Consider the following 15115-nt stretch of genomic DNA (forward strand, 5'->3'; position numbering starts at 1 on the left):
GCATCTTGCGGCATTGCGGCATATCACGCCACTTTATCTTTATGATGATAGAAATACTCATCAGTGATAATGAGGCCCCATCAGGGTTTCAAGCCGTGCGGCGCGTGGCCTGCGGTAAAAATTCGCCCAGCCACACCAGCAAGGCCAGGCCTGGAAACGCCATGCCAGTCAGCAAGGTTGCCTGCCAGCCGTAGCTTGCATATACCCAGGCGCCGATGGCCGAGCCCGCCGCGCCACCGGCGAAGAACAGCGCGAAATACAGGCCGTTCAGGCGGCCCCGCACTTCCGCACCCAGGCTGAAGATGGCACGCTGGCCCAGCACGAGGTTGGCCGCCACGCCCATGTCGAGCACGATGGAAGCGACCACCAGCAGCCCCAGCGCCACATGTTTCGATTCCGGCGCAAACATCGGCAAGGCGAAGGCGACGATGCCCAGCGCCAGCGCAACGGCCGTGGCCGGCAAGGTGTGGCCCGCATCGGCCAGGCGGCCGGCGATGGGCGAAGCGACGGCACCGGCCATGCCCACCAGGGCAAAGATGGCGATGCCCGTTTGCGACAGGCCGAACGCGGGGCTGGACAACACCAGCGGCGTGACCGTCCAGAACAGGCTGAAGGCGCCAAACAGGCCAGCGTGATAGGCGGCGCGGCGGCGCAGCACGGGCGTGCCCAGCAGCAAATGCCACAGCGAAGCCATCAGGGCTGGATATTTCATGCCCGACACGGGCTGGCGCACGGGCAAGGCGCGGCGCAGGACCAGCGCCAGCAGTACCATCAGCACGGCGGCACCGCCAAACACCACGTGCCAGCTGGCGTGCGCAGCCACCAGCGAGGCCACGGGGCGGGCCAGCATGATGCCCAGCAATAAGCCGCTGACTACCTTGCCCACCGTCTGGCCCCGCGTCGCTTCCTGCGACAGGTGGGCGGCAAACGGCACGATCACTTGCGCCGCCACGGAACCGAGGCCGATGGCCAGTGCGGCGGCCAGGAACACGATGGCGCCCGTGGAGAGGGCCGCCACCACAAGGGCCGTGGCCGTCACCAGCAAGGCAGTGACGATCAGGCGGCGGTTTTCCAGCAAGTCGCCCAGGGGCACGACAAACAGCAGGCCCAGGGTATAGCCGACTTGCGTCAGGGTGACGATCAGCCCGGCCGCCTTGGCCGACAGGCCCGTCGAGGCGCTGATGGGCCCGACGAGGGTTTGCGCGTAGTACAGATTGGCGACGATCAGGCCGGAAGCGATGGCCAGCAGCAGCACCATGGCGGGTGAAATGTCGTGGGGAGCAGACGGTGAGGCCTTGTTCATGTTGTTTCCTCGGTTCGATAGGGATGTTGCCATTCTAGGCAAAACTGGGGCAAAGATAATTAGGGCATAATCCCTCTACACTTTTCACATAAGATGAACAATTAGACGAAAGCTATCCCATGGACAAGATCAAGGCCATGCAAACCTTCGTGCGCATCGTCGAGGCCAACAGTTTTTCCAAGGCGGCCGAAACATTGAATTTACCGCGCGCCGCGCTGACGGCCACGCTGCAAAAGCTGGAAGCCTACCTGGGCACGCAATTGCTGCAGCGAACCACGCGCCGCCTGTCGCTGACGCCGGAAGGGGCCGAATACTTTCGCCACTGCATCGATATCCTGAAAGCCGTCGATACGGCGGAGCTGGCGTTTCGCGGCCCGGACGCGAAAAAACCGCGCGGCTTACTGCGCATCAACCTGCCCAATACCGTGGGCCGGCGCCTGATCATTCCCCATATCGCGCAATTCCATGCCGCGTATCCGGACGTGCAATTGCAGTTGAGCCTGACGGACCGCCTGGTCGACCTGACGCAGGAAGGCATCGATTGCGCCTTGCGCGTGGGCACCTTGCAAGATTCCGCCTTCATCGGCAAGCAGATCGGCCTGATGCGCTTCGCCACGTGCGCCTCGCCCGCCTACCTGGCGCGGCACGGCACGCCGCACACCCTGGCTGACCTGGCTGCGCACAGCGGCATCATGCATTACTCGGGCCGCACGGGACGCGCCTTCGACTGGGATTTCCAACAAGGCAAGGAAGTGGTGCGCGTGCAGATGGCCGGCCCCATCGCCGTCAATGACGCGGACGCCAGCGTCGATTGCGCGCTGCAAGGGCTGGGTGTGGCGCAGGCGGCCATGTACCAGGTGCGCCAGCACCTCGACAGCGGAGCGCTGGTGGCAGTGCTGCCCGACTGCCCGCCGACGCCGATGCCCATGTCGCTGCTGACGCCGCAAGGCCGGCTGGCCACGCCCAAGCTGCAGGCGTTTGCCGGATGGCTGACGACTTTGCTGGCGGCCCACCCCGATGTGCAACTGCCCACGCACAATATCTGAGGCAAAAAAAAGCCCGCTACAAGGAGCGGGCTGAATCTATTTTCTTGGAGGAGAATAGAGGAGACAAGTGAATTATGCTGCATCGCGGCATATCAATCCAATTGATTGTTGGAATGATAGAAATACGCGAAACGAATAACTACTGTTTACCCCAAAGCAAAAGCTGGGGTCAATCACTTCGTGATCGGAATGTGCTCCATTGGAGCACATTCCCCCGACGGGTCTGACCCCGCATTCATTACTTCGCCGTCGCCGCCACCGGCGTCGCCTTCACATCTGCGGCATACGGCAAGACCTTGGATGCCAGACGGGTGTCGGCCTTGATCAGCGCCACTTCGTCGGCCAGGATGCGCGCCGCTTCGTTCAGCAGCACGTCCTTGGCACTCTTGGCGGCCGTTTCGGCGTCCAGTTCGGCACTCAGGGCCCGTTCGTCGCCCTGCAGGCCGTCGTCGGTGCGCAAGGCGCCCTTCACGGCCGCGATCTGCTTGGCCGTCTTGTTGGCCGCTTTCGCGCCCTTCAGCACGTCTTTCGGATCGGGAATTACCACCAGGTCGTCGGCAGGATTCGAAATCTGCGCGATCAGGCGTTTTTCACGGGCCTTGGCGCGCGCTTCCTGGGCATCGCGCTCCTTGCGGCGCACGGTTTCATTGAGCGAAATCTGGTTTTCCTTGCGTTGCTTGACGACGAGGGCGATGTCATCGAGCAGGTACTGGAAATCCTTGTCCTTGGCCACGCGCGCTTCATGTTTCTTGTCCAGCAGCGGCACGATATCCTTCAGGTCGCCCGTCGGCATGTACGGCGCCGGCTTGATGGCCACCCATGGCAGGGCATTGTCATAGCTCGATTCGCCGAAGTTTTCCGTGTCCGACATGGCGGGCAGCTTGATGTCGGGAGTCACGCCGCGCAACTGCGTGGTACCGCCATTGATGCGGAAGAACTGGGCGATGGTCATCTTCAGCTCGCCGAAGCGGGCTTTCTCGCTGCCGCCGAAGCGGTCGAGGTTGAACAAGGTTTGTACGGTACCCTTGCCGAAGCTGCCTTCGCCGATGATGACGCCACGGCCGTAATCCTGCACGGCGGCGGCGAAAATTTCGGACGCCGAGGCCGAGCCGCGGTTGATCAGCACGCCCATCGGGCCATCCCAGGCCAGGCCCGTATTGGTGTCGCTTTCCACGTCGACCTTGCCTTCGGCATTGCGCTGCATCACGACCGGGCCCTTGTCGATGAACAGGCCCGTCAGTTCGACGGCTTCGTTCAGCGAACCGCCACCATTGTTGCGCAAGTCGATGAGGACGTTGTCGACCTTATCCTTCTTCAACTCGGCCAGCAAACGGCTGACGTCGCGCGTGGCGCTCTTGAAATCCTTGTCGCCACGGCGGCGCGCTTCGAAGTCCTGGTAGAAGGTCGGCAGGGCAATGACGCCGATACGGCGCTTGACGCCGTTGTCGCGCACTTCGATGATCGATTTCTTCGCCGCCTGCTCTTCCATGCTGATTTTCTTGCGCACCAGCGGCACGACCACGTGCTTGGCGTCGGGGCCGGCATCGGCCGGCAGGATATCGAGGCGCACGACGGAATCCTTGGCGCCGCGGATCAATTGCACCACGTCATCGATGCGCATGCCCAGCACTTCGGTGATGGGGCCGCTTTCGCCCTGCCCCACGCCGACGATGCGGTCACCTACTTTCAGCTTGCCCGACAAGCCGGCCGGGCTGCCCGGCACGACTTCGCGCACGACCGTGTATTCGTCGCGCGTCTGCAGCACGGCGCCGATGCCTTCGAGCGACAGCCGCATGGCGATGTCGAAGTTATCGGAAGCGCGCGGGCCCAGGTAATTGGTATGCGGCTCGATCGACATGGCGTAGGCGTTCATGAAAATCTGGAACACGTCTTCGCTGTTGAGCTTGCGCGCACGGGTGGTGTAGCTTTCATAGCGCTTGTCCAGCGTTTCGCGGATGGCCTTGTCTTCCTTGCCTGCCAGTTTCAAACGCAGCCAGTCGTTCTTGACGCGCTTGCGCCACAGGTCGCGCACTTCCTCGTCATTCTTCGGCCAGGCGGCTTTTTCGCGGTCGATCTGGTAGCTCTCGTCGGAGGCAAAGTCGAACTTGGTTTTCAGCAATTCACGCGCATACGCCATGCGCTCGTCGAAACGCTGCTGGTACAAATTGTAGATGGCAAACGGCGACGTCAGGTCTTCATTGATGATGGCGTCGTCCAGCTTGGTGCGCAGCGGGGCGAAACGGTCGATGTCGGCCTGCACGAAAAACAGTTTTTCCGCGTCCAGGGACTTGAAGTAGCGGTCGAAGATTTTCTCGGACATGGCGTCGTCGAGCGGCATGGCCTTGTAATGGACGCGCGTCAATACGCGCGATGCCCACAAGGCGGCCTGCGTTTGCTGGGCCAGCGGCTTCATGGGTAGCGGAGGAGCGGCGCTCTTGTCCGTCTGGGCTGCGCCAGCGTTGGCTGACAGGGCAAGCACCAGGGTGACCAGCATCATTTGCTTCTTCATCGGCTTCTCCGAAAATTAGTTGAATCAATTCCAGGCGGCGCAGCTATTCATGCGCCAGCCAGCAAGACAGTAAGGGGAATACACGACTGGTCTGCATATTATTCTACAGGATACGGCCTGGCAGTCTCCCAAGGAATATCAGTTTCTTCCCGGAAGCTTAAACGCGGATTAAGGATGGCGTCTCATTCATTACAAAGTGAAACATTCGTGACAAAAATTGCATCACCACTCAGCGACGAAGACCAAAACGCTTCATTGGAATCAAAAAAGTCAATGGACTGTTTTTGCGATCCTTGATGTGGATGATGTTTTTGCGCGAAAAATTAATTCCTGCGGGAAACACTTAGTAACAAAAGGCAAGCAACATGCTATCATCGCGCCCTGAAATCCAGCTTGCCCGTGCGCGGCTCCCACAGCCGGCGCGCCTCCGTTTCAGCAGTATCCCCACCAGATCCCCTCCCCGCGTGTCATGTCATGACCAGGAATGGCCGAGCTGATTACCCTTTGCCAGACTCAAACTATGCCTACAATTTCGTTCTCCCCCCGCCACTGGAGTGTCGGCGGCAAGATTACCGTGTTCACGTTTGCCCTCGTCAGCCTGATCCTCGCCAGCCTGACGACCTTGATCAGCATCCGCACTTCGACTGCGCTGGAACAGCGCGCCGAAGCGGCCGTCACCAGCGAACTCAATAGCGTCATGACGACCACGGAAGTGTTCCACACGGCCATGGTCAACGAGGCCGCCAGCTTCGCGCGCCTGTTCGCGGCCGAATTTCCCGGCCCGTTCACGGTCGACGCGGGTGCCATGGTGGCCGTCGCCGGCAAGGCCACGCCCGCGCTGGCCAACGGCGGCAAGGTGCTCAACCTCGACACGGCCCTGGTCGACCGCTACACGGCCCAGACGGGCGTGATCGCCACCATCTTTGCCGCCAATGGCGATGAATTCGTGCGCATCAGCACCTCGCTGAAAAAGCAGGATGGCGAACGGGCCATCGGCACCCAGCTCGACCACAACCACCCCAGCTATGCGCCGCTGCGCGCGGGCCAGCGCTTTGTCGGCATGGCCACCTTGTTTGGCAAGCAATACATCACACAATATGACCCCGTGCGCGACGCGGGCGGCAAGGTGGTCGGCGTGCTGTTCATCGGCCTCGATATCAGCAAGAATCTGGCCATGCTGAAAGAGAAGATTCGCCAGGTCAAGATCGGCCAGACGGGCTACATCTATATCGTCGACACGGCCCCCGGCGCCAATTACGGCCACCTGGTGCTGCACCCGAACAGCGAAGGCAAGAGCGCGCTCGAGTTCAAGGCCAGCGACGGCCGATTGTTCATCCAGGACATGCTGGCGCAAAAAGACGGCGCCATGCGCTACACGTGGACGGCGCCCGGTGAAACGGCTGCCAGCGCGCGCGAAAAGCAGCTGTACTACCGTCAATTCAAGGATTGGCAATGGATCATCGCGGGCGGCACGTTCACGGACGAGATCACGGCGGAAGCGCGCCAGATGCGCAACCAGCTGGCCGTTTCCGGCTTCATCGCCCTGCTCGTCTTCGCCCTGCTGCTGTACTGGCTCGTGCGCACCCTCGTGTCGCGCCCGTTGGCCGCCGCCGAAACGGCCGCCGCGCAAATCGCCGCCGGCGACCTGACGGTGCACCTCGATACCAGCAGCCTGGATGAAATCGGCCGCCTGCTGCTGGCCATGAACCGCATCAGCGACAACCTGTCGCAAGTGGTCGGCAACGTGCGCGGCAGCGCCGGGCAAATCGCCACGGCGTCCGGTGAAATCGCCAGCGGCAACCTGGATTTGTCGAGCCGCACGGAACAGCAAGCCAGTTCGCTGGAAGAAACAGCCGCCTCGATGGAGGAACTGAGCTCCACCGTGCGCCAGAACGTCGATCACGCCCAGCAGGCAAGCCGGCTGGCGCACGACTCGTCCAGCCTGGCAGCGACAGGCGGCGCGGCCGTGGCGCAGGTGGCCAGCACCATGGACGCCATCCGCAGCTCGTCAAGCAAGATCGCCGACATCATCGGCGTCATCGACGGCATTGCCTTCCAGACGAATATCCTGGCCTTGAACGCGGCCGTGGAAGCGGCCAGGGCCGGCGAGCAGGGACGCGGCTTTGCCGTCGTCGCCACCGAGGTGCGCACCCTGGCGCAACGTTCGACGGCAGCGGCGAAAGACATCAAGGACCTGATCCAGGCGTCGGCCAGCACGGTGGACCTGGGCCACGCGCAAGTGAGCCAGGCCAGCGCCACCATGGATACCGTGGTGGCCAGCGTGCAGCAAGTAAGCACCATCATGGCCGAAATCGCGCAGGCCAGCGAAGAGCAGCGCAGCGGCATCGAGCAAGTCAACCAGGCCATCGCCCAGATGGACCAGGTGACCCAGCAGAATGCGGCCCTCGTGGAAGAAGCGGCCGCGGCCGCCGACGCCTTGCAGGAGCAGGCGCAGGAGCTGAACCAGGTGGTGAGCGTGTTCAAGCTGTAAAAGCGGGCGCGGTGCTAAGATGGCGCATACCACCTTGCCAGGAGACGCGATGCACGACGACTATGTTTTGATTGCCCGGCTGATGATTCCCACGGATGCGCACGTCATCCGCGGCTGCCTGGCAGCGGCCGGCATCGACGTGCTGCTGACGGACGACCAGCACATGCAGGCCGACATGCTGCTGGCGGCCGCCATCGGTGGCGCCCGCGTGATGGTGCGCGAACACGACGTGGCGCGCGCCAAAGAGATCCTCGCCGCCTTCGAGCGGGGCGACCTGGCGCTGTCGGATGATACCGATGTAGGCGCGCCCGTCGCTGATTAATTTACGAGTAGAAACAGCGCCCGCACGCCTGGCGGTAGCTTTCGTTGCCGCCTATGCTGATCTGCTCGCCTTCCTTGATGCGGCGGCCCTGCTCGTCGACGCGGATGTTCATCGTGGCCTTCTTGCCGCACGTACATATATTCTTCAATTCCTCGATATCGTCGGCCAGCGCCAGCAAGTAGGCCGAGCCGGGGAACGGTTCGCCCTTGAAATCCGTGCGCAAGCCGTAGCAGATGACGGGCACGCCCTTCACTTGCGCCAGCTGGTGCAGCTGCTGCACCTGGGCCGTGCTGAGAATTTGCGCCATATAAACTAGGGCCATATTGACGCCCCAAAATACCACGCTCATCTGCATACCTTGGCACCTTGTTAATTTAGTGCAACTAGAGCATGACAAAACCGGGGAGAAGTTAGCAAAGTGTTTATTTTCGAGGTTATACTGTTTCCATTAGGCACTGGCCGTTGCGGCTGTACTAAATACAACCTTGAAGCGAGAACCCAACAATGAGTGAACAGATTTCTTTCGAGACGAATGATTTTGCCAGCAACCCTGAGCCACGTTGCCCATGCGTACTTCTGCTTGACGTATCTGGCTCAATGAGCGGTATGGCAATAGCAGAGCTTAACGCCGGACTGGCATCGTTCCAAAGCGAATTATCATCCGATTCGCTGGCGATGCAGCGCGTGGAAATCGCCATCGTGACATTCGGACCGACAAAGGTAGAAATGCCGTTTACCTCGGCCAACAGTTTTTATCCGCCAACGTTAAGTGCTCAAGGCGACACGCCAATGGGGGCTGCCATCACACAAGCGCTATCCTTGGTTCGGGACCGCAAGAACGATTACCGATCTAACGGGATTTCATTTTATCGCCCATGGGTCTTTCTAATTACTGATGGCAGTCCGACGGATGCATGGCAAGAGGCAGCAGCAGCTGTACGCGAAGGTGAAGCATCGAAAGCCTTTGCGTTCTTCGCTATTGGTGTAAAGGGGGCAAACATGGATGTACTTAAGCAAATAAGTGTACGTGATCCATTGTCGCTCAAAGATTTGAAATTCCGCGAACTGTTTAGCTGGCTTTCGAATTCTTTACGCTCCGTTTCGCGCTCGACCCCTGGCACAGATGTTCCGTTAACTACGCCGAGCGGATGGGCTTCAGTGTGAACTGGCGTGTGGTAGCCGCATCAGCCGTTGGTACCTCGCACGTGGAAAATGGCACCTCTTGCGAGGACAGCTGCTGGGCTCAAGGCGACATCATGAACGGAAAGCAACCAATCCTAAGTGTCTTTGTCGCCGATGGCGCAGGTAGTGCAGAATTTGGTGGGGATGGTGCTGAAATTGCAATGCAAACTGCAGCTGACTTTATAGCAGGGAAAATAAGCGAAGGTGAGTTCGGCGTTAATGACGAGTTAGCGGTTCAGTGCATCCTTGCGATTCGTCAGAGTATCGAGTCGAGGGCCATAGCAGAAGGAAAACGACCAAGAGATTTCGCATGTACGTTGCTGGGTGTAGTCTCACTTCCCCATGCAACCCTTACGATGCAGATTGGCGACGGAGGGATTGTGTTTCAAGCTGCTAAGGATCTCGAACTTGCAATCGTCCCAATGACTGGAGAATATGCCAACATGACTCATTTTGTTACCGATGAGAATGCAGTCGAAGTTCTCTGTACACGAGTAATAAATGAACCTCTTTCTAAAGTCGCGGTTTTTTCTGACGGAATTCAGCGACTTGCACTAAACATGGCGGATAACACGCCGCACATCCCTTTTTTCTCTCCTTTCTTTAAAACATTAGAAAGCACGCGATCTGAAAAAGAAGATGAACTTCATACCGCGCTCTTGAAGTTTCTGAATAGCGAGGCCGTCAATTGCAGAACTGATGACGACAAAACTTTAGCTCTTGCAGTCTTTATAAAATAAAACCGTGACCAAAACATTTTTTTCATCGTCAGGCGCCACCATTAAACTTGGTCGTGAGCTTGGTAGAGGTGGAGAAGGCGCAGTCTTCGAATTGGTGCCAGATTGTCCATTCGTAGCAAAAGTATACCTCAAGCCATTGAATGAAAAAAAGCAGGATAAGCTACGTTACATGCCAACTATCACCTCAGAGCGATTGGTAAAATACGTGGCTTGGCCGCAGGCAACAATTACAGATGGGCGTGCTGGACCTGTAGTCGGCTATCTCATGCCGAAGGTGGCAAAGCATTCGCCTGTTCAGATGCTATACAGCCCTGCTCATCGAAGGCAAGACCATCCCAAAGCCGCATGGGACTTCCTGATCTATATAGCAAGAAACGTTGCGGCAGCATTCGAAGTATTGCACAACGATGGGCATGTGCTTGGCGATGTCAATCAAGGTAACGTAATGGTTGCCAGTGATAGTACGGTTGTTCTGATCGATAGTGATTCTTTCCAAATAAATGCTAAAGGAACTCTTCATTATTGCGAAGTAGGCGTGGCTCACTTTACTCCACCGGAGCTTCAAGGAATCTCATCGTTTAGTGGCCTCAAGCGCTCATCAGCCCATGACAACTTCGGCCTAGCGCTTCTTATTTTTCATATCCTGTTTGGCGGGCGACACCCTTACTCAGGTGTGCCTCTGCGGAGCGGCGTAGGCGACGCTCTCGAAACTGATATCAAAAATTTCCGATACGCTTATTCAAAGGACGCAGCGGCACGTGGCATCTCCCCACCTCCGCAGTCTATTCCATTAGCAATTTTACCGGATAATATTGAGCGCATGTTTCATGCTGCTTTTACCGAAAACGGAGCAAAAGGGCAACGACCGACGGCGCAGCAATGGGTAGGTGCATTAGATCATTTGCGACAAGGGTTAACGCGATGCGCAACTTCTAAGATGCACCTTTACCCTGGGCATATGAAAGGCTGCCCTTGGTGCGAGCTTGAAAAACAAGGAGTAGTTTATTTCGTTGACCTCGGCATAACCTTCGTCAAAACAAACTCCGGATTTGATTTGGTCCATATCTGGGCAATGGTCGAAGCTGTTCAACCGCCAAGGCCAATTCATACCCCACATATTAGCCCAACGACTAAGACGGGCACACCGATTCCATCTCATATACCTACTACCAGCACAATTAATATAGTAGGTATTCTTGCAATAGTGATCGCAAGCATAGTGGCTTTGGTCAATCCAAAACTATTTCCCTTATCAATCATTGCGGCTGGGCTAGGCTGGCATTTTGGCAAACCAGGTGATAATACAGAGCTACGTGCTGAACATATTCGACGGAAGCAAGAAAAGTCACGCGCTCACCAGGTGCTTAATGACTTGGTTCGTCAAGCTAATCAAGTCGCGGGACCAGAGGGATATAGGTCGAGAAAAAATGAACTTACCCGTCTCAGAGACGAATATAGAGGCCTTGCTGATGCGGAAAAAAAAGAACTGTTGCATCTCCAATCCACAGCTGAGCAACGCCAACGTCAGAAATTTTTGGAAAAGTTCTTTATCGATTCCGCCGATATTTCGGGGATAGGTCCAGCTAGAAAGGCCACTCTTCGGTCGTTTGGGATAGAAACTGCCGCTGATGTCAAGAAGTCGCGTGTTATGCAAGTAAAAGGGTTCGGAGAAAGCCTAACAAGGGGTCTGACTGACTGGAAATCTGGGTGTGAACGACGCTTTGTTTTCAATCCAACCCAAGCTGTCTCTACCGCCGACAAGAACGTAGTTCGTTCAAAATATGGGGCTCTCGAAGTACAGCTTGAGAAAAAAATCTTGGAAAAACTATCGGATATGAATCATTTTGTTCTGTCCGTCAACAGCCGTAGCGCAAGAATAATGGAGGAGTTAGAAAAAGCAGCCGGACAGCTCGCTCAAGCCGAGGCGAATTTTGATCTAGTCAAGCTGAGCTGAAGCAAAACTGCCAAACATCTTACTTATTTAATATGCGTGGTGTTTAATTGCTAGCAGATGACTCCGAGGCGAAAGCGCGGGTGGTCGAGTGATTAGGAATAGAAACAGCGTCCGCACGCCTGGCGGTAACTTTCGTTGCCGCCTATGCTGATCTGCTCGCCTTCCTTGATGCGGCGGCCCTGCTCGTCCACGCGGATGTTCATCGTGGCCTTCTTGCCGCACGTACAAATATTCTTCAATTCCTCGATATCGTCGGCCAGCGCCAGCAGGTAGGCCGAGCCGGGGAACGGTTCGCCCTTGAAATCCGTGCGCAAGCCGTAGCAGATGACGGGCACGCCCTTCACTTGCGCCAGCTGGTGCAGCTGCTGCACCTGGGCCGTGCTGAGAAATTGCGCCTCGTCCACCAGCAAACAGGCGACCTGGGGAATATCGTCGAGGAAATTCGTGTCGGCATGGAAGACGTCGACCTGGCGTTGCGGGCCCAGGCGCGAGGTGACCCGGCCAACGCCGTAGCGGCTGTCGATGGCGGCCGTGTACAGGCGCACCTGCTGGCCCTGCTCTTCATAGTTGTGCGCGACCTGCAACAAGGCCGTCGACTTGCCCGCGTTCATCGCGGAATACCGGAAATAAAGTTTTGCCACTGCCGCCTGCCCTGTCTGAGTAATTTCAATACTATTTAGTATCTTTTCGAGCCGTGATTATAAATCGCAATGGCGCGCTTGCGGCAGCTTAATAGTCGTGCCATTGGCGCGGCAAGCGGGCAAAAAACGGCGCATACTCGCATAGCGAACCTTGCCGCCGATATGCGAAGAGCGCATATACAAGCATATAAACATTCGTTCGCCGCACTCGTCCACGCGCCTACACTGCGCGGCACGGAAGGCGGCTCGGGACACAATCCGGAGCCGTTGTTTCTCTGACAGGAGCCACCATGAATGATCGAATGCCATCCCCATCCCAGCCGCCAGCGCTATACAAGCTGATCGGCAATACCCCGCTGGTCGAAGTGACCAGGCTCGACACGGGCCTGTGCCAGCTGTTCCTGAAACTGGAATCGCAAAATCCCGGCGGTTCCATCAAGGACCGCATCGGCCTGTCCATCATCGAGGCGGCCGAAGCGGACGGCCGCCTGCAGCCGGGCGGCACCATCGTCGAGGCGACGGCCGGCAATACCGGCATCGGCCTGGCCCTGGTGGGCCGCATCAAGGGCTACCGCGTGATTCTCGTCGTGCCCGACAAGATGTCGACGGAAAAAGTGCTGCACCTGAAAGCCCTGGGCGCGGAAGTGCACACCACGCGCTCGGACGTGGGCAAGGGCCATCCCGAGTACTACCAGGATTACGCGGCGCGCCTGGCGCGCGAACTGCCGGGCGCCTTCTTCGCCGACCAGTTCAACAATCCCGCCAATCCGCTGGCACACGAAACAACGACGGCGCCCGAAATCTGGGAGCAAAGCGGCCATGACGTGGACGCCATCGTCGTCGGCGTCGGTTCGTCCGGCACCCTGACGGGCCTGACCCGCTACTTCCGCAAGGCGCAGCCGAAGCTCGAATTCGTGCTGGCCGACCCGCAAGGCTCCATCCTCACCGAATACATCGACACGGGCAAGGTGTCGGGCACGAGCGGCTCGTGGGCCGTCGAAGGCATCGGCGAAGACTTCATCCCGGCTATCGCCGACATGGACAGCGTCACGAAGGCCTACACCATCACGGACCAGGAAAGCTTTGATTCCGCGCGCGCCCTCTTGCGCGCCGAAGGCATCCTCGGCGGGTCTTCCACCGGCACCCTGCTGGCCGCCGCCCTCAAATACTGCCGCGAGCAGACGACGCCGAAGCGCGTCGTCACCTTTGTCTGCGACACGGGGACGCGCTACCTGTCGAAGGTCTACAACGATGGCTGGATGCGCGACCAGGGTCTGTTGCAGCGGGCCGTGTCCGGCGACTTGCGCGACCTGATCGGACGCCGCTACGACGAGGGCGACGTCGTCAGCCTGGCCCCGGGCGACACCCTGCTCACGGCCTTCAACCGCATGCGCGCCAGCGACCTGGCGCAGCTGCCCGTCATCGACGGCGGCAAGCTGGTTGGCATCATCGATGAATCGGACTTGCTGCTGCACGTCTCCGGCGACGCCGTCCATTTCGCGTCGCTGGTGGGCGCCACCATGACGACGCAGATCGAAACCCTGGCGCCGTCAAGCGGCTTGCCCGCCCTGCGCGCCACCCTGGACCGGGGCTTGACGGCCGTCGTTGCCGACGATACCGCCTTCTATGGTCTGATCACCCGCTTCGACCTTCTCAACCACTTACGCAGGACACTATCTTGAGCCAGGAAACCACCCGCAAGAGCCGCCTCGCCACGCGAGTCATCCACGCCGGCCAGTCGCCCGACCCGTCGACGGGCGCCATCATGCCGCCCATTTACGCCACCTCCACCTTCGTGCAGGACAGCCCCGGCGTGCACAAGGGCCTGGACTATGGCCGCTCGCACAATCCCACGCGCTGGGCGCTCGAACGCTGCGTAGCCGACCTGGAAGGCGGCAGCGCGGCGTTCGCGTTTGCCTCGGGCCTGGCCGCCATTTCGTCCGTGCTGGAATTGCTGGACTCTGGCAGCCATATCGTCGCCGGCGACGATATGTACGGCGGCACCTATCGACTGTTTGAAAGAGTGCGCCGCCGCTCGGCCGGTCACGAATTTAGCTATGCCGACCTGACGAATCCGGAAAACCTGCTGGCCGCGCTGCGCCCGGAAACGAAGATGGTGTGGGTAGAAACGCCCACGAACCCGATGCTGAAACTGGCCGACTTGCGCGCGATCGCCGACATCTGCCGCGCACGGGGCATCATCGCCGTGGCCGACAACACGTTTGCCAGCCCGCTCGTGCAGCGCCCGCTCGAACATGGCTTCGATATCGTCGTCCATTCGACCACCAAGTATTTGAACGGCCACTCGGACATCATCGGCGGTATCGCCATCGTCGGCGCGGAAGCACGCCAGGCGGAATGGCGCGAGCAACTGGGCTTTTTGCAAAACTCCGTGGGCGCGATTGCCGGGCCGTTCGACAGCTTTTTAGCGTTGCGCGGCGTGAAAACCCTGGCCATCCGCATGCAGCGCCATTGCGAAAGCGCGCTGGTATTGGCGCAGTGGCTCGAACAGCAGAAGGAAGTACGCAAAGTGTTTTATCCGGGGCTGGCCTCGCACCCGCAGCACGCGCTGGCGCAGCGCCAGATGGATGGTTTCGGCGGCATCATCTCGATCGACCTCGATACGGACCTGGCCGGCGCGCGCCGTTTTCTCGAGCGCTGCGAAGTGTTCGCCCTGGCCGAAAGCCTGGGCGGCGTGGAAAGCCTGATCGAGCACCCTGCCCTGATGACGCACGCCAGCATCCCAGCCGAACAGCGGGCCAAGCTGGGCATCGGCGATGGCTTGATCCGGCTGTCGGTAGGGATCGAGGATATCGAGGATTTGCGGCATGATCTGCGCACGGCGCTGGATGCGATTTGAGGGTTGATTGTCGGATTACGCTGCGCTAATCCGACCTACGGCTACGAACTTGATGCGATTTAATGCG

11 protein-coding genes and 1 pseudogene are annotated in these 15115 nt (G+C 58.9%); 8 read left to right on the forward strand and 4 right to left on the reverse strand.

From position 1 onward, the window contains the following. Positions 1-88: 88 nt before the first annotated feature. Positions 89-1303 carry an MFS transporter gene (locus tag MRBLMS1_RS03215; protein ID WP_485877777.1) on the reverse strand — a complete coding sequence of 405 codons (1215 nt, stop codon included), beginning with the start codon at positions 1301-1303 and terminating at the stop codon, positions 89-91. A 119-nt stretch (positions 1304-1422) separates the two neighbouring features. Between MRBLMS1_RS03215 and MRBLMS1_RS03220 the strand changes: the two genes are divergently transcribed. Then, positions 1423-2349 carry a LysR family transcriptional regulator gene (locus tag MRBLMS1_RS03220; protein WP_485877778.1) on the forward strand — a complete coding sequence of 309 codons (927 nt, stop codon included), beginning with the start codon at positions 1423-1425 and terminating at the stop codon, positions 2347-2349. Between the two features lie 238 nt (positions 2350-2587). On the opposite strand, the gene MRBLMS1_RS03225 is transcribed toward MRBLMS1_RS03220, so the two are convergent. Then, positions 2588-4858, reverse strand: coding sequence for a carboxy terminal-processing peptidase (locus MRBLMS1_RS03225; RefSeq protein WP_485877780.1), 2271 nt, complete (start codon positions 4856-4858; stop codon positions 2588-2590). 520 nt (positions 4859-5378) lie between these two features. On the opposite strand from MRBLMS1_RS03225, the gene MRBLMS1_RS03230 reads away from it, so the two are divergent. Further along, positions 5379-7349, forward strand: coding sequence for a methyl-accepting chemotaxis protein (locus MRBLMS1_RS03230; RefSeq protein WP_181878076.1), 1971 nt, complete (start codon positions 5379-5381; stop codon positions 7347-7349). A 49-nt stretch (positions 7350-7398) separates the two neighbouring features. Then, the gene (locus MRBLMS1_RS03235) at positions 7399-7671 is read left to right on the forward strand and encodes a putative signal transducing protein (protein ID WP_485877782.1); all 273 of its coding nucleotides are present in this window, start codon (positions 7399-7401) and stop codon (positions 7669-7671) included. A 1-nt stretch (position 7672) separates the two neighbouring features. Here MRBLMS1_RS03235 and MRBLMS1_RS03240 read toward each other — a convergent pair. Next, positions 7673-7987, reverse strand: a pseudogene (locus MRBLMS1_RS03240) (thymidine kinase); the annotation flags it as partial. Between the two features lie 188 nt (positions 7988-8175). Between MRBLMS1_RS03240 and MRBLMS1_RS03245 the strand changes: the two are divergent. The 3 genes from MRBLMS1_RS03245 to MRBLMS1_RS03255 are packed head-to-tail and all read left to right on the forward strand — an operon-like array spanning position 8176 to position 11547. Next, positions 8176-8835 (forward strand): vWA domain-containing protein, encoded by a 660-nt coding sequence (locus MRBLMS1_RS03245; RefSeq protein WP_485877784.1) that lies wholly within the window; start codon positions 8176-8178, stop codon positions 8833-8835. After that, positions 8820-9593, forward strand: a complete 774-nt coding sequence (locus MRBLMS1_RS03250) for a PP2C family serine/threonine-protein phosphatase (RefSeq protein WP_485877785.1) — start codon at positions 8820-8822, stop codon at positions 9591-9593. The genes MRBLMS1_RS03245 and MRBLMS1_RS03250 overlap by 16 nt, the downstream gene beginning before the upstream one ends. A 4-nt stretch (positions 9594-9597) precedes the next feature. After that, positions 9598-11547, forward strand: coding sequence for a helix-hairpin-helix domain-containing protein (locus MRBLMS1_RS03255; protein WP_485877787.1), 1950 nt, complete (start codon positions 9598-9600; stop codon positions 11545-11547). 92 nt (positions 11548-11639) lie between these two features. Here MRBLMS1_RS03255 and MRBLMS1_RS03260 read toward each other — a convergent pair whose 3' ends face one another. Then, the gene (locus MRBLMS1_RS03260; RefSeq protein WP_329958146.1) at positions 11640-12188 is read right to left on the reverse strand and encodes a thymidine kinase; all 549 of its coding nucleotides are present in this window, start codon (positions 12186-12188) and stop codon (positions 11640-11642) included. Positions 12189-12478: 290 nt separating this feature from the next. Between MRBLMS1_RS03260 and MRBLMS1_RS03265 the strand changes: the two genes are divergently transcribed. Both MRBLMS1_RS03265 and MRBLMS1_RS03270 read left to right on the forward strand, forming a co-directional pair. Next, positions 12479-13870 carry a pyridoxal-phosphate dependent enzyme gene (locus MRBLMS1_RS03265; RefSeq protein ID WP_485877788.1) on the forward strand — a complete coding sequence of 464 codons (1392 nt, stop codon included), beginning with the start codon at positions 12479-12481 and terminating at the stop codon, positions 13868-13870. Further along, entirely contained in the window at positions 13867-15048 is a 1182-nt protein-coding gene (locus tag MRBLMS1_RS03270) for a trans-sulfuration enzyme family protein (RefSeq protein ID WP_485877789.1), read from the forward strand. The genes MRBLMS1_RS03265 and MRBLMS1_RS03270 overlap by 4 nt, the downstream gene beginning before the upstream one ends. Positions 15049-15115 lie beyond the last annotated feature (67 nt).

Origin of the sequence: Massilia sp. LMS1-1-1.1 (assembly GCF_040815535.1) — a bacterium.
GTDB lineage: Bacteria > Pseudomonadota > Gammaproteobacteria > Burkholderiales > Burkholderiaceae_D > Janthinobacterium > Janthinobacterium aestuarii.